This is a genomic window from Streptomyces sp. NPDC096311, from assembly GCF_044763085.1.
GTDB lineage: Bacteria > Actinomycetota > Actinomycetes > Streptomycetales > Streptomycetaceae > Streptomyces.
Genome location: NZ_JBIWFN010000015.1, coordinates 53629 through 78220 on the forward strand (window position 1 = coordinate 53629; position 24592 = coordinate 78220).

The window sequence follows — 24592 nt, forward strand, 5'->3', positions numbered from 1 at the left end:
CGAGAGGCTCCGGTGCCGAGGATTCACGAATCTAGCCCAGACCGGCCACGACTGTGTCGGATTCAGGCAGCAGTTCGTCTACCGATGAGGTTACGGTCGCAGCAGGGACCTCCCACGCTCGGGAGTCGGTCATGGACGAACTCGGTGCGCGGTCGGGCAGGGGGTGGTCGTGCGGTGGCGCGCGCCCCCCGGTCGGGAAGGTCAGGACGGCGCGGACGAGTCGCTCGCGGCGGCGGCAACGCCCGCAACAGCCCCGACAGCGGCTGCGATCCGGCCGCCCAGGAGACGAGCAGCCGAGCGCTCCCCGTGGCGACGGTGCTTGCACCGGATCACCCGGTGCCACCCGAACGGATCCGCCGCCTTCACCTCCGCGCCCACCACTGGTCCGCGAGCCACCGAGCAGGGACGGCTTCCGGTCATGCGCGACTCAGGAGTGTCTCCCGGGAGATGAGGGCCGTCGAGCCCGGTGCCGTACACGCGTGGGCACCCGCGATCGCCCCGAGCCGGGCGCACTCCCGTACGTCCCGGCCGGCGAGCCTGCCGTACAGGAAGCCGCACACGTACGCGTCGCCCGCGCCGTTGGAGTCCACCACCGGAGCGGACGGGACGGTTGCCGGAATGTGCCGTGGATCGGGGCCGCCGTCTCTGGTGAGGACGTAGGAGCCGTCCGCGCCCGCCGTGGCGACCACCGTGTGTGCCCGCCCGGCGCGGAGGATCTCCCGCATCAGCGCGGGGGCTTCGGCGCCCACGCCCGCCGCGCTGAAGAAGACGAGATCGGAGCGGAGGGCGAACTCCCGATGGTGGTCCGCGAGTCCGTCCCAGTCGTGCAGATCGGTGGAGACGGGGACGCCGAGGTCCTCGATGTCGTCGTAGAGGAAGCGCCCGAAGTTCATGATGGAGAGGTGGACGTGGCGGGTGCGCCGCAGCCGCGGCAGGTAGAAGTCCCGGGGCATCCGCAGATCCGCCGGGTCACGGCCGTCGTAGAAGGACATCCGACGGCCGGAGGCGTCCACCAGGTTGACCGCCCGCCGCGTTCCGGCGGGGGAGATCAGCGGGAGGAACTCGACACCACCCTGGGACATCCGCTCGCGCACCTGTGCGCCGATCCAGTCGTCACCGATGCAGTCGAGCAACCCGACCTTGAGGCCCAGCGCCCGTGTGCCGAGGGCGACGTTCCCTCCGGTGTGACCGGGCCACTCCTCGATCGGGCCGACATGGACGGAGTCGGCGAGCGGGACCGGCAGGGAGTCGACGCGGACGATGGTGTCCACGCCGGTGCCGCCGATCACCAGGACGTCGTATTTCCCGTACTGGTCGTATGCGCTGTACGGGTCGAGGTCGTGGTCGCCGGTCTGGTTGTTTTCCGCGTGCTGTGGGATCACAGATCCATCTGCCCTCTCCTTCCCCGCCGCCCCCAGTATGGCGGGCCATCCCACAACGTGGTGGACGGCCGGTCGGTTCATGCCGCGGCGGGAACCGGCAGGAGGCCGGCCCGACGGGTGGGGTTTCCCTGAATGAGGGTCGGTCAAGTTGCGTACCTGCCGTGGGTGGCATCTGTACAGGTCGGAGCGCTGGTCTCGGCTGGTACAGCGGGGGGTTGGCGCATGTGCACGATGCGGTGCGCTGTCAGCGGCCGCATGGGGCGTGGTGCACCGCCGCCTCCGCATTGCTCGCGCAGAGGAGATCGGTCATGACCCCAGGCATGCGTGAGCGGCTCAGGGCCGGCCTGAGCCGACACGCGTCAGTGCGTGCTCTCAGAGGTCGACCGGCGACGCGTCGTCGCCGAGGCGGGGTTGGACCCGGGTCAGCAGCCGCTCCTCCAGGACGGTCGCGTAGATGGCGGCTTGCGTGGTGGCGGGGTGGTTCGGCGGCCAGATCCCGCGGCGGAAGACGCAGCGACGGCCACGGAAGAGCACTACCGCGGTGGCGACGACCACGTTGTCTGCGGCATCGGACACGGCTTCGCCGGTGAGTGACTCGAACTCGCCGCCCCGTCGGTCGCAGAGATCCAGTACAGCCTGGCGGGCGGACCGCAGGAACATGTCCGTGTATTCCTGCGGCCCGCCCCAGTCGGCGTGGTGGTCAGTCACCGCAGTTGTGCATCGCGCTGTCGGTGGAGGCCAGGACGACCTCACCGCCGCCGGCGGGAAGGACGAGGTGGACGCCGTTGACCTTGAGGCCGGAGTCGGCGCCGGTCGAGAGCAGTTGTTCGTTCACGATGAGCCGGCCACCTCCGACGAGCGGGATCTCCGTGTTCGGATCACCCGACAGCGTAACCGGAACTCCCGCGATCTTCAGGGTGAGCGTGGTGCTGCCCGTGGCCTTGCCGCATTCGCTGTGGGAGGTCGCGGTGAGCCCGGACACCTCGATGACCGGCACACCGGGTAGTCCGATGCGGGCCTGCGTCACCGTCGAGGTCGCCGTGACCTTGCCGGGGGCGAGCGTCGTGGTGACCTTGGGGCACAGCTTCTGCACCGACAGCAGGAGCGAACTGTACTCGGCCGAGCATGGGGTGTCGGTTGCGCTCGCGTTCGCCGTACGGACGGTTCCGGTGTCGGGCTGCGGCTCGATCTCCAGGAGCGGTACGCCGATGAGAGCGACGTGCGCCGAGAGGCTGTAGGCGCGGCCCGTCGCGTACTGGAGCTTCAGCTGTGCGGAGGTCTCGGAGGCCAGGTAGCCGGCGTCACCTGCGAAGGCCGCTCGCAGCGGGACGATGGCGGAGTCGTTCAGCGGCTGGTCCACCGACGCGACCGTGCAGGTGGCGGTCCCCGTGGCGCTCGTCGTTCCACTGCACGTCTGTTGGTCTCCACCGGTACCGAGGACGAAGCGCACGCTGCGCCCAGGCACCGCGTCTCCCTGGAAGTCGGTGAGCTTGGCGGCCAGCTGGGCCGGAGTGCCGTTGGCGAGGTGCGTCACGCCGGTGTAGTCGAGTGTGGTCGGTGAGGTCAGGCCCAGTTCGGCGGATGTGCTGGACGGGTTGTAGTCGTCGTCGCCGCCGAAGGTGGCGGTCACGGGCACCGCGTTCGACGCCCCCTGCGGCTGGTCGACCGAGGCGATGGTGCAAGTGGCCGTGCCCGACGCTGTGGTGGTGTTGGTGCACGTCTGCTGCGTGGCTCCCGTACCCAGGGACAACCGCACGGCCCGCCCCTCGACCGGCGTCCCGAAGTCATTGGTGAGCTTGGCCGAGAGGCTGACCGGGGATCCGTTCACCGCTGTGCCGCCACCGGTGTAGGTGAGGGCCGTGTCCACCTTGTGGGGCTGTTCGGGACCCGTGCAGTCGGCGGCCTGGAAGCAGGGCAGGAAGTAGTAGGCGGTGATGATCCCGAACGGCCTGCCGTCGCCCGAGCGCGGATCGTTGTGGGTGACGTACACGACGACGAGGCTGGCGTCCGTGTTCGTACAGATCACCCGGTTGTCCGGGGCGGGCACGCAAAAGCCCTCGGTGCCGACGGTCTCCTGGATGTCGTCGTGGTCAGGCACCACCCCGTGTTCCAGGATGTGCCGCCTGCCGAAGCCGTCCACGGGTGGGTTGCACTGAGGCGTCTTGCAGTCGCTCTGTCCCTCACGCAACGGGATGTCGTTGCCCGCCGTCCCCCGGAAGGAGTCGACGACGGTCCAGTCGATCATGTTCGGATTCGGGTCACCAGGATCGGCGGACGCGGTGGCGGGCACCACCAGTGCGCCTAACAGCCCCAGCAACAGGACGAGTACGGCGGATGACAGACGTCGGCGTGCCCGGCCGCGTGCTGGGGCACGCATGAGTGTGCGCCGGGGGTCATGAAGAACCGGCACGGAATCCCCTCCTTGTGACCGGGCCGCCCCATGACGGTCCGGCGTCCCCGCGACATCCTGAGCGCCACGGGGGCACTACCTTGCCGCCAAGTAAGGGACATGACAAATGGTTGTCGCGCGACGGCGAGTCCCGTCCGTGCGGGGTAGCCGTTACATGTGTGTGGAGGCCAGCGGTCAGGCTCCGCTTTCACCACGGAATCCCTGATCGGCCGCAGCGGGGCAGCCTCCCCCGTGGCGGGTGGTCCATCGACGGTGCACCAGTTTCAACGCCGTGTGTCCGATGACCGCGGGTATGCCTGAAGTTGATCGGCGGGGATGATCTTGTCGGCCGTGCACCTGCCCTGCCCATCGCCGGCGGCGAGACCCGCGATGAGCATGCGGCCAAGCTCCTGGCCGTGACGAAGGTGGCCGAGTCGGCGGTTGCTTCCTTGGGGATGTCCCCGGTCCTCCTCCAACCCCTCATGGTTTTCGCGGGGCACCGCGTCGATGCTGGGTTCGGCAGGATCCGGCTACTGGGGGAGCATGAGCCAGTTCTGCTGTCGGAGCGCAGTCGATTTCGCGCCGAATCCGTACGTGCCATCGCCGATCGCCTGGAGCGGGTCTTCCCTGAGTACGAGGGATCGTCCGCACCACCGACGGCACCGTCCCCGCCTCAGGCGCAGCCCCAAGGAGACCTCGCATGGTGTTCACGGCGATCCGTGGGCCAGATTCGCGAACGTGCAGGTCCAAGAACGATTGGCTGCCTCGCGGTGGGCAGCCCCCGCGAGTACCCCTGGGAGAGGCCGACCAAGATCTTCTCCCAGATTGAGGGCCTGATCCTCACTGAGGATCAGGCACCTGACCTGGTACGACCCCTTCGTCCTGTGGAAGGGGGTGGGTGAACAAGGTGACTGCGGCAGCGGATGGTGGGGGGCGGCATCAAATGTGCCGCCCCCCACGTATTGGCCAGACGGCGGACAGGGTTGCGCTCGCCTACGTGCCGTGACCGACGCAGTGGCCGCCGACCGCCCTGCGCAGCCCTTGACTTCACAAGACCACCGCGCGACATTCCTGACTCCGCATCAGAACCGGGATGCAGAAGACCCGTTGCTTCCCGGGGCACAGCACGCTCGCCCATTCCTTCGCCCGGCTGGAGCGCCCTGCCATGTCCACGAACGCGGACCCCGTGAGACGTACCGAAGCCTCCTCTGCGGACTCCACCGCATCCTCCGGTCCAGGCCCGTCGCGTCGCCGGGTGCTCGGTGCGGCGACGGGAGCCGGGCTCGCGCTCGCGGCCGGTCTGCCAGGTGCCGCGGACGCGGCCGACCTGCCTCTCCTCGGCACGTACGACGTGGTGGTGATCGGCTCCGGAGCGGCGGGGATGACCGCCGCGCTGACGGCTGCGAAACAGGGGCTGAGCTGCGTCGTCGTCGAGAAGGCGCCCACGTTCGGGGGTTCGGCGGCGCGTTCCGGCGCGGGCGTCTGGATCCCGAACAACCCGGTGATCCTCGCCGCGGGGGTACCGGACACCCCGGCGAAGGCCGCCACCTACCTCGCGGCGGTGGTCGGTCCCGACGTCTCCGCCGCACGCCGGCAGGCCTTCCTCGGCAGCGGCCCCGCCATGATCTCCTTCGTCATGGCGAACAGCCCGCTCCGTTTCCGCTGGATGGAGGGGTACAGCGACTACTACCCCGAACTCCCCGGCGGACTGCCCGGTGGCCGCTCCATCGAACCCGACCAGCTCGACGGCAACATCCTCGGTGCCGAACTCGCCCATCTGAACCCGTCGTACATGACCGTACCGACCGGCATGGTCGTCTTCAGCTCCGACTACAAGTGGCTCACGCTCGCCGCGGTCAGCGCGAAGGGTGCCGCCGTCGCCGCCACCTGCCTGGCCCGCGGCACTCAGGCGGCCCTCCTCGGCCAGAAGCCCCTCACCATGGGCCAGTCGCTGGCGGCAGGTCTGCGTGCCGGACTGCTCGCGGCCCAGGTTCCGGTGTGGCTGAACACCCCGCTCTCCGACCTGTACCTGGAGAACGGAACCGCCACGGGAGCCGTGGTCACCAGGAACGGCACCCCGGGCCTCATCAGAGCCCGGCACGGGGTGATCGTCGGATCCGGCGGCTTCGAGCACAACGCGGCCATGCGCGACCAGTACCAGCGACAGCCCATCGGCACCGAGTGGACGGTCGGCGCCAAGGAGAACACCGGCGACGGCATCCAGGCGGGGCAGCGGGCCGGCGCGGCGCTCGACCTGATGGACGACGCATGGTGGGGCCCGGCGATCCCGCTGCCCGACCAGCCGTATTTCTGCCTCGCCGAACGCACCCTGCCCGGCGGGCTCCTCGTCAACGCGGCCGGCGCGCGCTTCGTCAACGAAGCGGCCCCCTACAGCGACGTCGTGCACATCATGTACGACCGTGACAGCGGCGCGCCCGACATCCCGGCGTGGCTGATCGTCGACCAGAACTACCGCAACCGCTACCTCTTCAAGGACGTGCTGCCCACCTTCACGTTCCCCGACACGTGGTACACGTCCGGCGCCGCCCACAAGGCGTGGACCCTCGACGCCCTTGCGGCACAGATCGGCATGCCCGCCGCCGCGCTCCGCAGCAGCGTCAACCGCTTCAACAGCCTTGCCCTGAACGGCAACGACACCGACTTCCACCGCGGCGACAGCGCCTACGACCACTACTACACCGACCCCGCGATCCTCCCCAACTCCTGCCTGGCGCCTCTGTGGCTCGCCCCCTTCTACGCCTTCAAGATCGTTCCGGGTGATCTGGGCACGAAGGGCGGCCTGCGAACGGACGCCCGGGCGCGGGTACTGCGGCCGGACGGATCCGTCATCCCGGGCCTGTACGCCGCCGGAAACGCCAGCGCGGCCGTTATGGGCCACAGCTACGCGGGAGCGGGTTCGACGATCGGCCCGGCGATGACCTTCGGCTACGTCGCGGCGTTGGACATCGCGGCCGGCGCGGGCGCCTGACGGATGTGCGGGGCTCCCACAGACCGCGGGGTGCCCGACCGTGGTCGTGTGATGCTGGGGTCATGACTGATCAAAGCGAGACGGTCGTCGTCCGTAGGCCAGGTCAGGACGGTCCCGTCGACGAGGGGTTGGCCGCATTGTTGGCGGACTACCATCTGCAGACCCAGGCCGAGAAGGGCGAGGCCGTTACCGATGTCAACGGGCTGCCGGACCGCTACCGCGCGGAAGTCCTGGGCCCGCGGGCCGCGTTCGTCGACGATGTCGTGCTGGTGGCGGTGAGCGGGGAGACCGCGGTGGGCTGCCTGGTGGTGACCGCCCCTGTCGCCGGGCGGTCGGAGGTCAAGAGGCTCTGGACGGACCCGGCCTTCCGGGGCCGCGGCATCGCGTCCGATCTGGTCGGAGCGGCTCTGGCGCACGCCAGGGAAAGCGGAGTCAGCACGGTGCGGCTGTCGGTGTGGAAGTGGCGGTCGGGAGCCATCGCCCTCTACGAAAGGCTCGGTTTCACCGTGGCCGAGTCATGGGACGAGCGGGAGCAGTTGGTCTGCATGGAGCGCGCCCTGGGAGCCGACGCCGCCGCCTGAGCGGAACTCGCGGGATCCCACGGGAACTCGGGTGCCAGGCAGCCTTTGCGCGCGCAGTGGCGTTTCTTGGGCATGACGGGACACGCGAGTCCGCTTCCGTACATGTTGCGCGGCTCCTATGTCGGTGCATGGTTCGCAGGTTTCACATGCTCCGCACTGTCAGATCAGAGGAGAACGACCCGTGTTCCGACGTCCCGCCCGTCCCGTCACCGCGGCCGTCGCCGCGCTCGCAGCCGTCGGCGGCCTCACCGCCACCGCGACCGCCGCCACACCCGACGCCACATCCACCTCCGCGCACTCGCCCGCGCATGTCGCGCGCCATGTCCTGCTGTTGTCGATCGACGGCCTGCACCAGGCCGACCTGGCCTGGTACGTCGCACGTCACCCGAGGTCCGCGCTCGCGCGGCTCGCCACCGGTGGGGTCGAGTACACGCACGCGAGGACCACCGACCCCTCCGACTCGTTCCCCGGCCTGGTCGGCCAGCTCACCGGCGGGAACCCTGGCACCACGGGCATCTACTACGACGACGGCTACAGCTCCGCACTCCTCCCGGCCGGAACGACCCACTGCGCGGGTGCCAAGCCCGGCGCCGAGGTCGACTTCACCGAGGACCTCGACCGCAACAAGGACTCCATCGACGCCGGCCAGGGGCTCGCAGGCCTGCCCGACAGCATCCTCAAGATGACGGGTGCCGCCCGCGGCCTCATCGACCCGTCGAAGCTGCCGGTCGACCCCAAGACCTGCAAGCCGGTGTACCCGCACGCGTATCTGAAGGTGAACACGGTCTTCAACGTGGTCAGAAAGGCCGGGCTGCGGACCGCCTGGTCCGACAAGCATGTCGCCTACGAGATCCTCAACGGCCCCTCCGGCAACGGCGTCCAAGACCTTTTCGCCCCCGAGATCAACAGCCAGGCGATCGGCTACCCGGCAGGCACGGACTGGACGAAGGACAACGCGGCGACGGAGCAGTACGACGGATACAAGGTGAAGGCCGTCCTCAACGAGATCGACGGCTACGACCACGGCCGCACCCACAGGACCGGCACCCCGGCGGTCTTCGGCATGAACTTCCAGTCCGTCTCGACCGCCCAGAAGCTGCCCGCCTCCGAGGGGCTGACGGGCGGCTACGCGGCGAAGGGTGTCCCCGGTCCGCTGCTGGCCAAGAACCTGGCCTTCGTGGACCAGGAGGTCGGAGCGTTCCTCACCGAACTGCGCAAGCAGCACCTGGACGGCAACACGACTGTCATCCTCTCCTCCAAGCACGGCCAGTCACCGACCGACCCCAAGGCCCTGACCCGTATCGACGACGGCCCCCTGCTCGACGGCCTCAACGCCGCATGGAAGAAGGCCCACCCGGGCGCCGGTGACCTGGTCGCCCACTTCGTGGACGACGACGCCATGCTCATCTGGCTCAACGACCGCTCGCAGGCCGCCACCGCCTTCGCCAAGGCGTACCTGCTCGCCCAGTCCGGCACCGGCAACGACATCGCCGGCCAGGCCAAACCCTTCACCGCGAGCGGCCTGAAGAACTTGTACGCCGGTGCGGAGGCCGCGCGGTACTTCCACGTCGACGCGGGCGACTCGCGCGTGCCGGACCTGTTCGGCATCGCCCAGTACGGCGTCGTCTACACCGGCGGCAAGAGCAAGATCGCCGAGCACGGCGGAGCCCACGCCGACGACCTCGACGTCCCGCTCGTCGTCTCGGGCGCCGCCACCCCGCACGGCGTGCGCGTCAGCGGCCCGGTCGAGACCACGCAGATCGCCCCGACGATCCTGCGACTGCTCGGCCTCGACCCCCGGTCCCTGGACGCCGTACGCGTCGAGCACACCGCGATCCTGCCGGTGCGCTGACGCCACCCCGACGCTCCACCGACGGGACCGCCGCCATGACGACGGTCCCGTCACCGGGTTCCGGGCCCATGGGACTGTCAGTGGTGGCTGCGAGACTGTGGGACATGATCGAGTCGAATGCGAAGGCGGATCTTCTCCGCTCCCTGCAAGCCGCCCGCGACGCCCTGCTCTGGAAGCTCGACGGGCTGTCGGAGTACGACGTCCGCCGTCCGCTGACGCCGACCGGAACGAATCTGTTGGGGCTGGTCAAGCACGTCACCGGAGTGGAGCTGGGGTACTTCGGCGACACCTTCGAGCGGCCGTTCTTCGAAGAGCCGCCGCTCTGGTTCACGGCCGACGCCGAGCTCAACGCGGACATGTGGGCCGACGCCGATGAGTCGGGCGAACAGATCGTCGGACTCTACCGCCAGGCCTGGAAGCACTCGGACACCACGATCGAGACCTTCGCGCTCGACGCGATCGGTCGTGTGGCGTGGTGGCCCGAGGACCGAAGAGAGGTGACGCTGCACCAGGTCCTGGTGCGCGTGATCGCCGACACCCACCGGCACGCGGGCCACGCCGACATTCTCCGGGAGTCCATCGACGGGGCTGCCGGGATGTGGGAAGGGAACGACGCCATGCCCTCGGGCGATCGGTCATGGTGGGAGAGCCATCGAAGCCGACTGGAGCGTGTGGCGCGGGAAGCCGGCCGCGACTGACGCCGCCCCACTGAGCCGGAACGCGCCTTGATCTCGGAAGTCAGTTCCACAGGGGAAGGTCGAGCCATTGCCCGAATCCGTCCGGCTTCCCCTTGGTGTAGACGAGGCTCAGCTGGGTGTAGTGCGACAGATCAGGGTGCTTCTTCCAAGGCTGCGGGGCGTTGAGCCGCACGATCACCGGGTACGAATGGAATGTGCCCCCGGCGCAGTTCGGCCTGCAGTCGTTCACCACGTTGAAGCCCTCGGCCACCGCGGAGTCCTGGTGCCACTGAGACCAGCGGAGCGAGGTGAGGCGGCTGTTGCCGTCACCGCACGCGAGAATGAAATCGGTGGGGCGCACCTGCGCGTGCCAGAAGCAGTCGACCATCACGGGCCGTCCCGCCGCCGACTGCACGGTGGGCGTGGACGCCGGTGACGGAGACGGGTCGGAGGAGGCTGTTCCCGTGATTGCTGCGAGCGACACAGCGGCACAGAACGTCACCGCTGCCCTCACTGTGCGTCTTGGCATGTTCGCTCCCAGTCGCAATCTCTTTCGACCAGCAGGCCCGGCGCCCGGTCCGCCCCTTTTTGCGGCGGTCGGCTCCTCTATCGACGCTACGACGCTGTCGGAGGATGCACCACTCGCACGGAGTAACGCGTGCTCCCTCCCAGCGACGGACCCTGAAGGAGAGACAGCATGAGGACGACCAATCCACGCAGGCGGGCCGCCATGTTCGTCGGAGACGACGACGATCCCCGGCTCGATGCTCCCTCGACCGGCGAAGAGCGAGCCATGCTCATCGGATTCCTCCGGGCCCAGCGGACGACACTGGAGCTGAAGTGCGCTGGTCTGGAGAGGGAGTTGGCCCGACGCTCCGTCGAGCCCTCCACGCTCTCGCTGCTCGGACTCGTACGCCATCTCGCCGACGTGGAGCGCCGATGGTTCCGTCAGGTTCTCGCCGGTCAGGACGAGCCACCACGCTTCTCGTCGCCGGTGGAACCAGACGGTGACTTCGACGGCGCGGTTCCCGATCCCGACCTTGTGACCGAAGCGTGGCAGGCATGGCGCGCCGAGGTCGCGTTCGCCGACGCCTTCACCGGGGAAGCGCCCCACCTCGACATCGCGGGCGAGGATGCATGGCGTGGGACGGTGTCGCTGCGCTGGGTGCTCATCCACATGATCGAGGAATACGCCCGTCACAACGGACACGCCGATCTCCTCCGTGAACGCATCGATGGGGCGATCGGCGTCTGAGGAGGTGATTTCGGGGCTTGATCCACCCACCAGGCCGGCCGTTGCGCTGAGCGTGTCGTCAGCCCAGTGGTCGTGTGGCAGCGTGTCCGCCGTGGGGGAGATGGTGGAGCGCGTGGACGAGCAGGACCACACCGTGGGAGTGGTGGATCGAGGCGAGGCCATCCGTCGAAGGTGGCTGCACCGGGTTGCCACCACGGTCTGCCGCGACCCTGACGGTCGGATCCTCGTCCACCGGCGCCCCGATCACGTTTCCCGCTTCCCAGGCCAGTACAACTGGCTGGTCGGTGGTGCCGTGGGCGTGGGCGAGACCTACCCGGCAGCAGCCTCTCGCGAACTCGCCGAAGAACTCGGGGTCCACACCCCGACGCGGTTCCTCTTCAAGTACCTGTGCCGGGGTGTCATCAGTCCGTACTGGCTCGGCCTGCACGAGGCGGTCCTCAACCAGCCGGTTGTACCGGATGCCTCGGAAGTCGCCTGGCACGACTGGCTCACCCCGGTAGAGCTGCGCGCTGCGATGTACGACACGACGTTCGTCCCCGACGCCCGCGAGGCGTTCGATCGGTACCTGGCGGAAGAGGCGGGTCCACGCGGCTCCTCGCCACGGCGCGCGGCGCTCCCACGGCGCATGGAACGTTCACGCTGACCGCTCCCCACTCGGCCTGTGCCGGCGTCGGCTCCTCTGATCCGCCATCAGCCCGCGGCAGGGACCGCAGGTCTGAGCGGCGTGCGGTTGTGGTGCCAGGGTTGCCATGACGGCTACGGCGACCGTCGCGAGCCACACCGGGTACAGCACTACCGCGAGGCACACGGGCAGTACGGGCACCGCGAGCGGATGTCGTGGCGCGTATGCGGTGCAGTAGTCGCTGTCGCTCACCAGCCGTCACTTATGCGGGGCCGCAGCTCGACCGCACGGATCCCCGTACGCGGCACTACGACGCCGTCGGTGCGGTCGGGAGGGTGATGCGCGCGGACAGCGCCGCATGGTCGGAGAGGAACGACCTTGTCCCACCGCCGAGCTGTACCGGGTCCGTGAACAGCACGCGGGGTTCGGTCACCGGGTACTGTTCGGCATCGCCCGCGACCAGTAGATAGTCGACGCGGTGCGCCGAGGCGCCCGGCGGCAGCAGCTCGGTATGGAACGTGGGGCGACCGACCGCGCGGAACGGGTCCCGCCACGCTCCTCCGTCCACCACCCGTGCGTAAAGGGGGCTGCTGTCCGGGATGTTCAGATCACCGCCGACGATCACCAGTTCCGTATCGCCCCGGCGAGCTTTCTGCAGGGCCTGATGGAACATGGCCAACTGCCTCCGCTGGAAGCGGTGGTGGCGGTTGTCCACCGACCAGTCGCCGTCCTTGTTCGCGGTGAGGTGGACGTTGCCCACCAGCGTGCGGCGTCCCGCCAACTCGAAGGTCAGCACGCCCTGTAGACGCCCCCACAGGGCGCTGGATCCGCGGAACAGCGGGCCGGATTTCTCGGGCTGGGAACCACGGAACGACTCGTACGACACCGACCGCAACGGCAGCCGCGAAAAGGAGGCCAGGCCCCCGGCCGGCTGACCGGCCATTCCGGTGGCGCGGGCGACGAAGGGATAGGACGGCAGCTGCATGCGGATGGTTCTGAACAGCGCGGCCGTCCAGACCTCCTGGAAGTTGACCACGTCGACACCTGAGTCCTCGATTCTCCGGCAGAACTCGACCGCACGTTCCTTCGGCGGAGGCAACGTCGACGAAAACCCGCAGCAGACGTTCATCGACGTCAGTCCGATCGTGGCCGGTCCGCCGTCCATGCTGCACCTCCCCGATCAAGCCCGCTCCCGAGAGTGTCGGGGGCCGACCGTACTGCACGGGCCATTCCCGAGAGGGACATGACTCCAACGGTGAACCGCGGTGAACGGCGGTGAGCCGCTACCGATGATCGTGGCCGTGAACAAAAGGTGTTGGATCTCGATCGCCGAGCAGGGACAATCCGGGGTGAAGGGCGGGGGAGGACGCATGGCCGTGTTCGTGTGTGCGTCGTGCCGCGCCGCGCTGACCGCCCACTTGTCGCAGGTGGCGCTTCCCGTCCACACCCACCACAAGTACGGGCACGAACTGCTGCCCGCGCTCATGGAACCAGGCACATATGCCGTGGACCCGGAACCCTCCGGACCGCCATGGCGGCAGTGGAGTGAGATCGGGGCGGACGAAGCGGAAGCCCGGGGCGTGTTCGCGCCGGTTCCCGCCCTGTCCTTCGGTGCGCCGGGAGCGATCGTCGTCGCGCCGGGTGACACCCGCGGCACCGTCCTGATCCCCGGGCGATGCGACGGCTACTGCATGGGGCTGGACGGGAGGGACGGCCCCAACCTGGCCTGCGCGCAATGCGGGCGGGCCGTGGCCACCCGCATCGACGACTGTTCCTATTGGCAGGCGTTGTGGCTCGACCCGCGGGCCGTGGATCGACTCCCCGACGAACGTCCCGTGCACCGGACGGTCGACTGGGAGACGCTGGTCGAGGATGGCCAAGGCACGCCGCCGGTCGAACCGCCCGGAGTGTGGAGCCCACGGTGGGAGGCGGCGGTCGGGGCTGCGCTGGCCCACCTGTTGGCGGCCTCGACGGGCAGGCCCGTGGCCGTCCCGCACGGCCTCCTCGCCGACACTTTCGGCCGCGCGCTCGACGCGCTGCTGCCGCCGGGACCGCCGGTGAGGAACGTGGTCCTGGCCGGCCCAGGGCTGCCTGATCCTGAACCCGTCTCCGACATCGCCCTTGTGCCTCGACACCCGCAGACGGGGGCGTCGTGGCAACCGTCAGCCATCGTGGACACCGTGCCATTGACTGCCGACGTGTGGATGCATCTGGCCTACCCGCACGACCGGTTGCCCGTACCCGCGACAGGCGGAATGCCCGAGGGTGTCTTCCGTGATGATCCGCTGCCGATGCATCCATGGGGGCCGTTCCGGCCTGACACGAGAGTATTCCTCCACACGCTGGCGCGACTGCCCGCCGTCCGTCAGCCGTGGCTGCGCGGGATCCACGACCGCGTGAGCAACCGCCCCTACGCTCGCCCGTTCTAGCCAGGACCTGATCCTCGCACGCAGCGGGTTCAGGACGGGTGGGGCTGGTCGGCCAGTGGAGTCAGGAGACCGCGGGCGGCATCGACAGACCGACCGACCCACTCCTGACAAGGTCGCGCGGCAGTACCTCGAGTACGTCGAGCAACGGCAGTCAAGACAAGGCCGGGGCGGTCTTCAGTGACGGGACGAGGCCACGTCACCGCACTCGCGCCGATAATCTAATTCTCGTATAGTGGAGCGCAATTCTCTCACCTGTACGGTCAGATGCAGAACGACCGATGTGGGCAGCTACCCGGGGGTGCCGTGACCTTGCAGCGGGTCGAAGTCGGGCTGGTCAGCGCCGACGAAGCCTTGGTGGAGTTCTTTGCCGCCGTTTTCGAACTGGAACGGCTCCCGGCGGTCAGATCTGGCTCTGGAGTCGTACACCGGCTCGAGGCACCCGGCACACGGATCAAGGTGATGGTTCCTTCGCGGCGGCCTGCCTCCGCCGAACCGGCCGAGGCTTTCTTTCACTTGACCGGCGTGCGCTATCTGACCATGTACGCCGAGGATCTCGACGGGATCATCGAACGCAGTGTGGCCCACGGCGGACATGTGCAGCACGGTCCCATGGACGTGGGTCCCGGAGTGCGCATCGCCGGCCTCCAGGATCCCGATGGCAACGCCATGGAAGTGGTCGCCGCTGCTCCGTGAGCCCAACCGGTCAGCGACTCGTCACCGGGTACCGACCCGCAGGTCCCGGGTGTATCGGGCGTACCGTGTGTCGTCCTTCGTGCGTATCTGCTGGTCGGGGATGAACCCTGGCCGGGAGCCACATCCTCCCCCTCGAAACGCAGGTCGATCGTCCCCGCGAATGCCTCGCCGGCGCCCGACCGGATACCGAAGGCGCGGAGTGGTCCGGCGGTGTCCCACTGTTCCCGGCAGTGGCGGATGTACGCCGCGACGCCTTCGCGTGTGCTGCGACCGCCGTTGTGCCAGCCGCTTCGCACCATCGGATTCCGTGGGCCCGCACGGACCTGCGGTACGGACGCGACCTCCAGCGCGAAAGCCCGCAATCCCGACCCGCCGTCGCATGACGGCAGTGATGCCACTACATTTGGTGTCATGACTGCCATCACTCTGCGGATTCCCGACGCCATGGACAAGGCGCTGCGCGACGCCGCAGCCGGCGCCCCCTCCCTGAACGACTACATCCTGCGAGCCGTGCGTCGGCAGATGACGCTGGACGCCGCCCGTCGGCTCGCCCGGATCGAGCCCCTCGATCTGGGCGGCGAGGGCGACGCCCTGTGACGATCCAGAAGGGCGATGTCTGGGACGTCGACACCGGCAAGGGAAACCGCACGGTCCTCGTCGTCAGCCTTGACGGGCTGGCCGATGCGTACGGCGCCGTGGTCGCCCTCGTGCTGCACGCCCCGGCAGTGCACCCCGACACGGCGATGAGCGTGCGCCTGACCACCCCGGTCGACGCCTCGGTCGTCGCCGTCAATCTCCTCCAGCTTTCCGCGGCGCGTTTCGAGACGGCCACCCTGCTCGGCACCATCGGGCCCGAGCAGCAAGCGCTCATCGACAACGCACTCCGGGCGGTCCTCGACCTGTGACCGAAACCCTTCCGGGGGTAGCGGACCTGGCCGGCCACGCCCTGCGCGTCCAGGTGCGGGGCCCAGGCCTCCATGTCCGCTCGCCAGCGATCAACGGCACCGGCACCTACCTCACCCATCTCCTGGAACACGCCGGGGACCCGACCATGGTCGGTAGCGTGCTCGCTGACGACCGCGGCCCGGCGGCCCCAGCCCCCCGTGCTTCCGCTGGACCTCATGGACGGCCCTGCTCGGGTATACGATCAGATGGTGCGCGGTGAGCAGGGCGGATTGCCTGTGCGGCGTCTTCCTGAAGGGCTGCGCGCCTGGGAAATGGGAGCCATCGCCTCTGGCGCAGGCCCTGGCGTCCGCCGGGAACCCCGGCCCTGATGAGCGCCGCGCAAGGAGTGCTCATGACCAGTCCACACGAGATCGATCCGCGCGCTCTCGATGATCCGCGCAACGTCTATCCGACCGACGAAGAGTTCTACAGGAGCGGGCGCCCGGCCGACGCCGCACTGCCGGAGGACCGGCCCCGTGGAGGAGCGCCCTCGACGCCGCTGAAGCGGCGGGGGACGTGGGCGACCGTTGCGCTCGTCGCCGGCATCATCCTGCTGATCCTCGTCGGGATCGCACTGTTCCCGTGAGTGATCGGGAGTGGCCGAAAGTCACCGTCACAAGGTAGTCCCGGAAGGGGCGGGAGCCGGACACTCGGACCGGCTCCCGCCCCGGAAAGGGACCGCTCAGGTGCGGTAGGCGTAGTACGCCGCGTTCGGGTACGACGCGATGATGCTCGCCACCGACCTGTTGTAGGTGTTGGTGGAGTGGTACGTCACGTACGGCACGCCCTGCGGGCTGCGGTAGGTGACGATCATGCTGTGGTCCTTGGACCCGTCCTTGTTGAAGTCCATCTGCAGGACGTCACCCACGTCCAACTGGTAGACGTTGGCGAGGCTGGTGACCCGCTTGGAGGACAGGGCGAACCACGAGAACTCGTTGACGCCGACGAACGAGTCCGACTGGATGTCGGAGTTGCCGAACCACTTGTGGAAGTCGTCCGTGTAGCCGGGGACGTGCTTCCAGCCGCCTGCTTTCAGGGACTGGCTGACGAAGTTGGTGCAGTCGCCGCCGGCACCCTGCCCGTTGAAGTTCGGGTAGGCCGAGTTGTAGTTGTTCCAGTACTTGGCCGCGTACGCCGCCATCGCCTTGTAGTCGTAGCCGGAGGCCGAGAAGTTCTTCGGCTTGGCCGGCGCGGGCAACGTGGTGACGGAGCGGGTCGCCGTGGGCGGAGCGTCGTCGGCAGCCGTCTTCGGCGCGGCGACGAACGTGGTGGCGGCGACCTGGTTGACCGCGACGCCGTCGTCGGTGTCACGGATGCCGGTCAACTGCCAGTCGCCCTTGCGATCGGCCTTGAACGTCAGCTCGTGGTGCGCCTGGAAGCCGGTGGTCTTGGGCTCGTTGCCCTTGACCTTCTCGTAGGTCAGCGTCGTCGTCTCGGTGACGTTGACCGTGGCGTGACGGCCCTTCAGCCGCGTACGGTCCAGCGAGACGCTCGTGTTGGCCGAGCTGTACTTCTCGCCGAGCGACTCCAGACGCGATTTGCGGCCCCGCAGTTGCGACAGCGCGGACTTCTCCTCGCTCGAAAGCGTGGAGGACACCCGCACGTCGCCGGAGAACCGCGACGACAGTGACGTGTTCCGACTGGTCTTGCCGCTGTCCACCAGGGCGTCCGTACGGTCGGTGAAGACCGCGTCCGCCAGCCGTTGGAAGGTGGCTTTGGTCGACGGATCCACGGCAGGGTCGGCGACAGTCGACGCGCCCGCGGTCCAGTTGGGCAGCAGCGCGGCGCCGGCGACGACCGAGGCGGCCGCTGCCGTGACTATGGTCGCCCGTCGCCGCTTACGGCTCAGTTTCCTTGATCTCAATGATGTTCCCCTCTACGCCGGTACTCGATACCGGGAGCCGCATCCTCGCACGGCATGTGTGGCTCCTGTGAAGGGGGTTGCCGAAGTGGCCCAACCGCAACACGCGATCCGTCGAGGGGGCCGTCGCCCCCCTGTCTGCCCCGACGTGGCGCCGCGCGTTTTCGTCCTCATGCCGCTCACCCACACCGGGGCGAAGTCGGCTAAATCGCTGCCCCGCGAGGGCGGCGCCCCGCCGCCACTTCGACCCGGTGGTCTCCGGCTCCGCGTTCCGTTCGCCGACCTCCGCAATGTGCCGTACGGCGAAGGGCTGTTAGCGACGGCGGGGACACGCGGGCCGTGCGTCTCAGGAGGTGACGCGTGCGAGGAAGTCGCGGATGTACCCGGCGATTTCCTCCAGGTGACTCTCCAGGGCGAAGTGCCCGGATTCAAGGAGATGGATCTCGGCGTCGGGCAGGTCGCGTTGGAAGGCGCGGGCTCCGTCCGGGCCGAAGATTTCGTCGTTGGCCCCCCATACGGCCAGGAGCGGCACCTGGCTGTCGCGGAAGTACTGCTGCAACTGGGGGTAGAGCGCGACGTTGGTCGGATAGTTCCGGAACAGTGCGAGCTGGATGGCGTCGTTGCCGGGGCGGTCGAGCAGCGCCTGGTCGATGGTCCAGCCGTCCGGGCTGACGAGGCTCGGATCCGCGACCCCGTTCAGGTATTGCCATCGGGTCAGTTCGAGGGTCAGGGCCCCGCGGAGGGGGGCTTCGTTCTCGGGCGTCGGGTTCTCGGCGTAGGCGAACAGCCCGTCCCAGAACGCCTTGACGAATCCGTCGGTGTAGCCGTTGCCGTTCTGCGTGATGATCGCGGTGATGCGCTGCGGAGACCGCGTGGCGAGCCGCCAGGCGAGGGGCGCCCCGTAGTCCTGCGCGTAGACCGCGAACCGGTCGACGCCGAGCTGTTCCAGCAGACCGGCGGTCACATCGGTCAGAGTGGCGAAGGTGTAGTCGAACTCGTCGACCGTCGGCATGGCCGACTGTCCGAATCCGATCATGTCGGGCGCGATGACGCGGTAGGTGTCGGCGAGTGCCGGGATGAGGTTCCGGAACATGTGCGAGCTCGTCGGGAAGCCGTGCAGCAGCACGAGCGCCGGTGACCGCGGGTCTCCGGCCTCTCGGTAGAAGACATCCATGCCGTTGACGGTGGCGGTGCGGTGATGCACGACGCTGCTCATGTCAACCTCCAAGGTTGCTTTGAACGGTTAGCCGCAGTCCAGCATGGAGGTCCTAACCTGTCAAGTCATCTTTGATGGTTAGATTCGCTGAGGCGGCAGCCCCGAAATCCTGGAGCCCCCGCCGTGGGGCTCACAGATCCAGCAGGACGTCAGTGGTCGGGATGCTGCAACACGGCAGCACTTCACCCGAGGCGGGATCCTCCAGAGGCTGCGTCGTGTACTCGACCTGACCGGTGAGCAGGGGAGTGGCGCAGGTATGGCACACCCCTGTACGGCAGGACCAGCGCGTGGGGACCTCGCATGCCTCCGCCAGCTCCAGCAGCGTCGCGTACCGTTCCGACCAGCCGGTGGACAGACCGCTGCGGGCGAAGGTCACCAAGGGCCCTGTGCCCCGGGGGCCGGGTGGCTGGTGAGGAGGTCCGGAACCCGTCTGGGTGATGCCGGGGTTGATGGCCGCGAGTGCCCCGAAGACTTCGGTGTGGATGTTCGAACTGCTCAGCCCCGCCCGCTGGAGCGCGGATGTCACCGTCGACATGAAGCCCTCGGGGCCGCACAGATAGGCGTGCGCATCCGCAGGGATGCCGAGCTCCCGGATTCCGTCGCTGGTCATGCGCCCGTGAGTGATGCCCGGCCCCACGGCGATCTCGAGATCCGGAGCGGTGTAGTAGATGAAGGCGCGGGCGTGCGGCAGGCGGGCCAGGAGTCGCCGGGCCTCTTCCGCGAAGGGTTGCTGTCCCGGATCGCGCGCGGTGTGCACCCACCACACGGCGCGGGAGCTGTGTTCGAGGGCCAGTTGGTGCAGCATCGCCAGAACAGGCGTGACGCCGATGCCCGCCGAGAACAGTGCCACGGGCGTGTGGTCATCGGCCAGCACGAACGTCCCGCGAGGGGCTGCCGCTTCGATGACGTCGCCCGCGTTCACGTGGGTGTGAAGGTAGGTGCTGACCTTGCCGCGGTCTTCGCGTTTGACGCTGATCCGGTACTCGGCGGCACCGGGGGCGGAGGACAGTGAATAGGAACGCACCAGGCCGGGCCGGCCCTCTTCGGGGATCCGCACGGTCAGGTACTGGCCGGGCGCGGCCGGGGGCAGCGTCTGCGAGTCGGTGGGGCGCAGGACGAAAGAGGACACCGTGGGGGTCTCCGGTACGACCTGGGTCACGCGCAGCCGCTTGAAGCCCCTCCAGCCCGGCGCGGCGGGTGCGGGCGGCTGGTCGGGTCGGTCGCTCATCTCCTGGAAGGACTGCTGCCATCCGGGGCTGAGCGCCTCGATGGTCAAGGCGGCATGCAATTTGGCCGGGTCGGGGTCCCGAAGATAGAGCAGGGCGTCGGTGTCGGCGACGGTGAGGGCGCCCGGGCCGGTGCGGGTCCGGGTGATCGGGTCTCCGGCCCGGACCCGGCCCTCGGCGATGACGCGGAGGTAGAAGCCGGGGCGGTGGTGGGCGACGAGCAGGGAGGCCATGCGCGGTTCGTTCAGGCGCATACCGACGCGATAGCAGGTCACGCGTGGCTGGGTGACCTCGAACTCGGCTTCGCCGATGCGGTACCGGTCGCCGATGCATACCTCGTCGTCCGCCAGACCATCGACGGTGAAGTTCTCCCCGAACTGGCCGAACTCCAGATCGTCGCGCTCGAGGACCTTGCGCCAGTACGCGTAGGACTGCGTCTGATAGACGAGGACGGCCCGCTGCTCCCCGCCGTGGCCCTGGAGGTCACCCTGGCCGTCACCGTCGATATTGAGGCGGCGCACCATCCGGGGGCCGTCGACGGGATGCTTCCACGCTCCCGTGTGTACCGTCCTGTCGCGCCAGCGCACGTCCTTCGGCCGTCCCACGTTGACGGAGAGCAGAGTCGCCATCTCGTCCTCCCGGTGCGGCGCCGCCGCACGGCGAAGCCGGTCGCCTCAGCATGCCGCTCAGTGATTCGGCCGATCGGAACCCGGCTTCGTGGGTCATGGGCACGTTTTCCTCCTGCGCGGGAGGCGAAGAAGCCTATAAAAAGGTACAAAAGTAGTGTGAGCAAGAATCCTGAAACCCCGCAAGACATGGATAAATGGGCTGACCGGATCCGGACGGTCTCCTCGACTTCCGATCCTCAGGCCGCCCGCAAGCTGGCCGGTGACATCTACCGTGCCGCACAGGAAGATCTCGACGCCGAACGTGCCCGGGCGGAGTACGAACGCGAGGAATGAGCCTGTCCGTCCCGTCGGCACATCACGCCTCACGGTGAGGGGGCGACCTTCGCCGTGAGGCGACGCTCGGGGCCTGCGCCAACCCGGCCTGCTCGATGCTCCTCCTCGCCGAGAACAAGCGGCGCAAGTGGTGTATCAGCAACATCTGCGGCAACCGCGCACGGGTCGCCCGCCACTACGAACGGACCCACACGGACGGAGTCGGCGGCATCTGACACGCGGAGCGGCCGCCGCGAGGGGCGGGCACGGCCGACACGGACGTACGCGACCCGACAGGAGGGACGACGAGCCCCAGCGGACACGCACCGGCCGGATGCCGCCGCGTGCCCACGCCGTGAACTTCTCGCCCCGTAACCCCGAACTCGCCGCACGGCGGGGGCGACGCCAGGCCACGGCCTTCCGGCCACGACCGGCCCGGCGCCCAGTTGTGCGCTGGTCGGCTTATGCGCCGGTCGGTGCCGCCTGCTGCACGACCTCGAAGGACCACAGCGTGGACCCGCTGGCCGCCGGCTTGGGCCGCTCCCCGCTCGCCGCGTCACCGCCCTGGTGGGCCGCCTTCATGGGGCCCTCCATCCAGGCCTGGAAGGACTCCTCGTCACGCCACCGCGTGTACACGAGGTAGCTGTCGGTGCCTTCGACGGGCCGGAGGAGTTCGAACCATTCGAATCCGTCGGAGTTCTCCACGGCATGGGCACGCGAGGCGAAGCGCTTCTCCAGCGTCTCCCGCTGCTCGGCCGGGACGGTCAGTACGTTGATCTTGACTACGCTCATGGCCCCATCCTGCCGCACGGCGCTCCTGGGAGCCGACCGGCTTCGCGTGTGTCAACGTCCCGGCCGTTGGTGGCGGATGCGCTGGGCGACCTCGCTGTTCTCGGTCTCCCACCAGGGACGGACGAGTTCCGATGTCTGTGCCGCTCCCGGCGCGGGCGTCGCCGGGACCAACTCCGCCTCCAGACGGCGGTCCAGTACGACGGTCTCGGCGCGTTCGGTACGGGCCCACTGCACCAGGATCGCGAGGAGGAAGGGCAGCGCCACCAACTCGGCGATGCTGATCATCGCGCCACCGCCCAGCTGCTGGTCATGGAGCACATCCGGCGCCCAGGACGGCGCGTGACGCAGGTACCAGGCCCCGGCGATGAGCGTGCCGTGGGTCATCACGACGATGCCCGGTACGGCGTCGATGATCCCGTCGAGGAACACCAGTGCCGCCCGGACCGGATGGGTACACCACCTCGGCAGCGCTGCCTCGCGGGTGAGCATCGGCATGACGAACAGGCTGCCGGCGAGCAGCAGGTGCAGATACATCACCTCGTGCAGCCAGTCGTCGCGCAGGGCTGTCTCGAAGTACGGCGTGAAGTACACCGTCAGTTCCGTCGCGAGCACCAGAGCCGTGCTGACCAGCGGGAAGGTGAGCAGGCGTACCAGCCGTCCGGTCAGCGCCCGCTGCAGACGCCCGGCGGCACGCTCGGGCAGGGAACGGAGGGCCAGCCGCAGCGGATCGCCCAGGGCCAGCCCGAGCGGTGCGATCAGGTCGAGGAGGACGTTCTGGACGGCGGCCGGCCAGAACAGCACGTGGTCGTACACCGCCAGGGCGGACATCGTGGCCACGATGAGGGTGCCCAGGCCGAGCAGCGCGAAGGCGCCGACGCGCGGCAGGGGCCAGTGCTCGCCCCGGCGCTTCAGACGCAGGACGCCCCAGCCGTACAGCGCGCCCAGGATGACGACCACCAGCAGCGCGGGCACGTCCAGTTGCCATGAGGTGAGGAGTCGCCCCACGGTGAGCTGTGGTGGATTCCCCATCGCGTTCTACCTCCACGGCATGCCAGATCTGCCGAGGCACTCTATGCCGCGCACGACCGGCCCCGGTCGCGCACGCACCGGACTCGCCCGCGGTCACACCGAGCTCATACCCGGCTCATACCAAGCACGACGGACATCTTTCGACCTGCGCCGATGCACGTCGACGTGCCTCGACGTCCGACCACTGTGCGCTCGTGTGTGGTCCGGACGGTCCGGACCGTCCGGAACACACACGTCGCCAGAGGCAGCGGCGGGCGGGCCTACCTGGCGAGTTCGGCCGGTTCATCGAGTCGTGTCAGTTTCCGCGGGTTCGCGATCGCGTGGATCCGGGTGACTTTCCCGTCTTCCACCACGAGGCTCACCGCGGCCACTCGGCCGTCGATCTCGATCCGGCCCGCAGGCGCGCCGTTGAGCCACACGGCCGACACCACCCGGCCCGGGAGAGCGAGCATGCTCGCCACCACTGCGGCCCCGTGGATCGGAGCCGGAGCGGCGCCCGCAAGCCCGCCGCCGTCGGCGATCAGAACCACGTCCGGTGCCATGACGTCCAGCAGTTCCTGCAACCGGCCGGTGCGCAGCGCGGCGAGGAACCGCTCCACCACGGCCTGCTGCTCCGACCGGCTCACCGGTACCCGCGGCCGCCGGGCCGCCACGTGCTCGCGTGCTCGCCGCGCGATCTGGCGCACCGCTGCCGCGGACTTCCCGACGGCCTCGGCGATCTCGCCGTACGGCACCTCGAAGACCTCGCGGAGCACGAACACCGCGCGCTCCGTCGGCCCGAGCGTTTCGAGCACAGTCAGCATCGCGATCGACACGTTCTCCGCGAGCTCGATGTCCTCGGCGACGTCGGGGCTGGTCAGCAGCGGCTCGGGCAGCCACTCGCCGACGTACTCCTCGCGGCTGCGCGACAAGGTCCGCAGACGGTTGAGCGCCTGCCGTGTGACGGTTCGTACGAGGTAGGCACGCGGGTCACGCACCTGTGTGCGGTCGACGTCGGCCCACCGGAGCCAGGACTCCTGGAGCACGTCCTCGGCGTCGGCCGACGAGCCGAGCATCTCGTAGGCGACCGTGAACAGGAGGCTGCGATGGACGACGAACGGGTCTTCGGTCATGCCGTCGACGCTACGCCGAGGTTCTGCGGACGCGCGGCCAGCGGAATCTCGCAGGCGTCGGAGTAGCCCTGCGACGTGATCCCGTGCGCCGTGTTGCACCTGGTGGCCAGGTTGGCGAAGCCGATGAACACGGTGAGTTCGACCATCGCCGCCGGGCCGAGCCGGTCGAGCAGCCGCGCGGACAACTCGTCGGTGACGGTCGTCGGTGTGTTCGTCATGGCCTCGGCGTACTCCATCACGTCCCGCTCCAGCGGCGTGAACACCTCCGACTGCCGCCAGCGCGGCACCTGGCTCGCCTTGGTCAGATCCAGGTGCTGGTTCAGCGCGTGGAAGTAGTTGATGTCGAGGCACCAACTGCAGCCGACCTGTGCCGCGACGGCCATGTGCGCGAACGTCTTGAGGCTCGCGTCGGCCGCGTCCCACGTGGCCACCTTGGCCGAGAACTCCTGGTTGTCTCGGGCGAGTTCGGGGTTGTTCCACAGCACCTCGACGGGCTCGGGCACGGTACCGAGTTGCTTGATCATGATTTCGCGGAGCTCGGCGGGGAGCTCGGCCTTCGGGATGCGCAACGTCATGGTGTTCTCCTTGTACGTGTGCCTGT

At 68.8% G+C, this 24592-nt stretch carries 24 protein-coding genes and 1 pseudogene; 13 read left to right on the forward strand and 12 right to left on the reverse strand.

The window, feature by feature from the left end; translation table 11 throughout:
* Window positions 1–416: 416 nt before the first annotated feature.
* The 3 genes from ACIRA5_RS33685 to ACIRA5_RS33695 all read right to left on the reverse strand — a co-directional run bounded on the left by ACIRA5_RS33685 (window position 417) and on the right by ACIRA5_RS33695 (window position 3792).
* The gene (locus tag ACIRA5_RS33685) at window positions 417–1292 is read right to left on the reverse strand and encodes a carbohydrate kinase family protein (protein WP_403697746.1); all 876 of its coding nucleotides are present in this window, start codon (window positions 1290–1292) and stop codon (window positions 417–419) included.
* Between the two features lie 462 nt (window positions 1293–1754).
* Complete coding sequence (locus tag ACIRA5_RS33690; protein ID WP_403697342.1) at window positions 1755–2090, reverse strand: hypothetical protein; 336 nt, start codon at window positions 2088–2090, stop codon at window positions 1755–1757.
* The gene (locus ACIRA5_RS33695) at window positions 2083–3792 is read right to left on the reverse strand and encodes a choice-of-anchor P family protein (protein WP_403697344.1); all 1710 of its coding nucleotides are present in this window, start codon (window positions 3790–3792) and stop codon (window positions 2083–2085) included. The genes ACIRA5_RS33690 and ACIRA5_RS33695 overlap by 8 nt, the downstream gene beginning before the upstream one ends.
* Window positions 3793–4936: 1144 nt before the next feature.
* Here ACIRA5_RS33695 and kstD point away from each other — a divergent pair.
* From kstD to ACIRA5_RS33715, 4 genes are all read left to right on the forward strand, one after another.
* On the forward strand, window positions 4937–6760 hold the full coding sequence (kstD, locus tag ACIRA5_RS33700) for a 3-oxosteroid 1-dehydrogenase (protein WP_403697747.1): 1824 nt from the start codon (window positions 4937–4939) through the stop codon (window positions 6758–6760).
* 62 nt (window positions 6761–6822) lie between these two features.
* Window positions 6823–7341, forward strand: coding sequence for a GNAT family N-acetyltransferase (locus ACIRA5_RS33705; RefSeq protein ID WP_403697346.1), 519 nt, complete (start codon window positions 6823–6825; stop codon window positions 7339–7341).
* Between the two features lie 181 nt (window positions 7342–7522).
* Window positions 7523–9193, forward strand: coding sequence for an alkaline phosphatase family protein (locus ACIRA5_RS33710; RefSeq protein ID WP_403697349.1), 1671 nt, complete (start codon window positions 7523–7525; stop codon window positions 9191–9193).
* Window positions 9194–9297: 104 nt separating this feature from the next.
* Window positions 9298–9891 (forward strand): DinB family protein, encoded by a 594-nt coding sequence (locus tag ACIRA5_RS33715; protein WP_403697351.1) that lies wholly within the window; start codon window positions 9298–9300, stop codon window positions 9889–9891.
* A gap of 40 nt (window positions 9892–9931) precedes the next feature.
* Here ACIRA5_RS33715 and ACIRA5_RS33720 read toward each other — a convergent pair whose 3' ends face one another.
* Entirely contained in the window at window positions 9932–10354 is a 423-nt protein-coding gene (locus tag ACIRA5_RS33720; RefSeq protein ID WP_403697352.1) for a hypothetical protein, read from the reverse strand.
* A gap of 213 nt (window positions 10355–10567) precedes the next feature.
* Between ACIRA5_RS33720 and ACIRA5_RS33725 the strand changes: the two genes are divergently transcribed.
* The gene (locus tag ACIRA5_RS33725; RefSeq protein ID WP_403697354.1) at window positions 10568–11125 is read left to right on the forward strand and encodes a DinB family protein; all 558 of its coding nucleotides are present in this window, start codon (window positions 10568–10570) and stop codon (window positions 11123–11125) included.
* 91 nt (window positions 11126–11216) lie between these two features.
* Complete coding sequence (locus ACIRA5_RS33730) at window positions 11217–11768, forward strand: NUDIX hydrolase (protein ID WP_403697749.1); 552 nt, start codon at window positions 11217–11219, stop codon at window positions 11766–11768.
* A 286-nt stretch (window positions 11769–12054) separates the two neighbouring features.
* Here the strand turns inward: ACIRA5_RS33730 and ACIRA5_RS33735 are convergent, their stop codons facing one another.
* Window positions 12055–12912, reverse strand: a complete 858-nt coding sequence (locus ACIRA5_RS33735; protein ID WP_403697357.1) for an endonuclease/exonuclease/phosphatase family protein — start codon at window positions 12910–12912, stop codon at window positions 12055–12057.
* 205 nt (window positions 12913–13117) lie between these two features.
* Here ACIRA5_RS33735 and ACIRA5_RS33740 point away from each other — a divergent pair, with 205 nt between their 5' ends.
* From ACIRA5_RS33740 to ACIRA5_RS33760, 5 genes are all read left to right on the forward strand, one after another.
* A complete protein-coding gene (locus ACIRA5_RS33740) occupies window positions 13118–14176 on the forward strand; it encodes a hypothetical protein (RefSeq protein WP_403697751.1) in 1059 nt (352 codons plus the stop codon).
* Between the two features lie 303 nt (window positions 14177–14479).
* The gene (locus ACIRA5_RS33745) at window positions 14480–14869 is read left to right on the forward strand and encodes a VOC family protein (RefSeq protein WP_403697360.1); all 390 of its coding nucleotides are present in this window, start codon (window positions 14480–14482) and stop codon (window positions 14867–14869) included.
* A gap of 411 nt (window positions 14870–15280) precedes the next feature.
* Complete coding sequence (locus ACIRA5_RS33750) at window positions 15281–15466, forward strand: hypothetical protein (RefSeq protein ID WP_060896809.1); 186 nt, start codon at window positions 15281–15283, stop codon at window positions 15464–15466.
* A complete protein-coding gene (locus ACIRA5_RS33755; RefSeq protein ID WP_351697709.1) occupies window positions 15463–15774 on the forward strand; it encodes a hypothetical protein in 312 nt (103 codons plus the stop codon). Before ACIRA5_RS33750 ends, ACIRA5_RS33755 begins: the two co-directional genes overlap by 4 nt.
* Before the next feature lie 392 nt (window positions 15775–16166).
* On the forward strand, window positions 16167–16400 hold the full coding sequence (locus ACIRA5_RS33760) for a hypothetical protein (RefSeq protein WP_403697365.1): 234 nt from the start codon (window positions 16167–16169) through the stop codon (window positions 16398–16400).
* Between the two features lie 96 nt (window positions 16401–16496).
* Here the strand turns inward: ACIRA5_RS33760 and ACIRA5_RS33765 are convergent, their stop codons facing one another.
* From ACIRA5_RS33765 to ACIRA5_RS33775, 3 genes are all read right to left on the reverse strand, one after another.
* Window positions 16497–17678 (reverse strand): amidase domain-containing protein, encoded by a 1182-nt coding sequence (locus ACIRA5_RS33765; RefSeq protein WP_352050082.1) that lies wholly within the window; start codon window positions 17676–17678, stop codon window positions 16497–16499.
* A 343-nt stretch (window positions 17679–18021) separates the two neighbouring features.
* Window positions 18022–18891, reverse strand: a complete 870-nt coding sequence (locus tag ACIRA5_RS33770; RefSeq protein WP_403697367.1) for an alpha/beta fold hydrolase — start codon at window positions 18889–18891, stop codon at window positions 18022–18024.
* A 130-nt stretch (window positions 18892–19021) separates the two neighbouring features.
* On the reverse strand, window positions 19022–20746 hold the full coding sequence (locus ACIRA5_RS33775; RefSeq protein WP_403697370.1) for an MOSC domain-containing protein: 1725 nt from the start codon (window positions 20744–20746) through the stop codon (window positions 19022–19024).
* A 156-nt stretch (window positions 20747–20902) separates the two neighbouring features.
* Here ACIRA5_RS33775 and ACIRA5_RS33780 point away from each other — a divergent pair, with 156 nt between their 5' ends.
* Window positions 20903–21079: a hypothetical protein gene (locus ACIRA5_RS33780; RefSeq protein WP_159064543.1), complete on the forward strand. Its 177-nt coding sequence runs from the start codon at window positions 20903–20905 to the stop codon at window positions 21077–21079.
* A gap of 77 nt (window positions 21080–21156) precedes the next feature.
* Window positions 21157–21294: pseudogene (locus ACIRA5_RS33785) on the forward strand (CGNR zinc finger domain-containing protein); the annotation flags it as partial.
* Window positions 21295–21520: 226 nt separating this feature from the next.
* Here ACIRA5_RS33785 and ACIRA5_RS33790 read toward each other — a convergent pair.
* The 4 genes from ACIRA5_RS33790 to ACIRA5_RS33805 all read right to left on the reverse strand — a co-directional run bounded on the left by ACIRA5_RS33790 (window position 21521) and on the right by ACIRA5_RS33805 (window position 24566).
* Window positions 21521–21850: an antibiotic biosynthesis monooxygenase gene (locus tag ACIRA5_RS33790; RefSeq protein WP_060895250.1), complete on the reverse strand. Its 330-nt coding sequence runs from the start codon at window positions 21848–21850 to the stop codon at window positions 21521–21523.
* A 51-nt stretch (window positions 21851–21901) separates the two neighbouring features.
* Complete coding sequence (locus ACIRA5_RS33795; protein WP_352050087.1) at window positions 21902–22879, reverse strand: cytochrome c oxidase assembly protein; 978 nt, start codon at window positions 22877–22879, stop codon at window positions 21902–21904.
* Window positions 22880–23139: 260 nt separating this feature from the next.
* Window positions 23140–23991 (reverse strand): RNA polymerase sigma factor SigJ, encoded by an 852-nt coding sequence (sigJ, locus tag ACIRA5_RS33800; RefSeq protein WP_403697373.1) that lies wholly within the window; start codon window positions 23989–23991, stop codon window positions 23140–23142.
* Window positions 23988–24566 carry a carboxymuconolactone decarboxylase family protein gene (locus ACIRA5_RS33805; RefSeq protein WP_403697375.1) on the reverse strand — a complete coding sequence of 193 codons (579 nt, stop codon included), beginning with the start codon at window positions 24564–24566 and terminating at the stop codon, window positions 23988–23990. Before ACIRA5_RS33805 ends, sigJ begins: the two co-directional genes overlap by 4 nt.
* Window positions 24567–24592 lie beyond the last annotated feature (26 nt).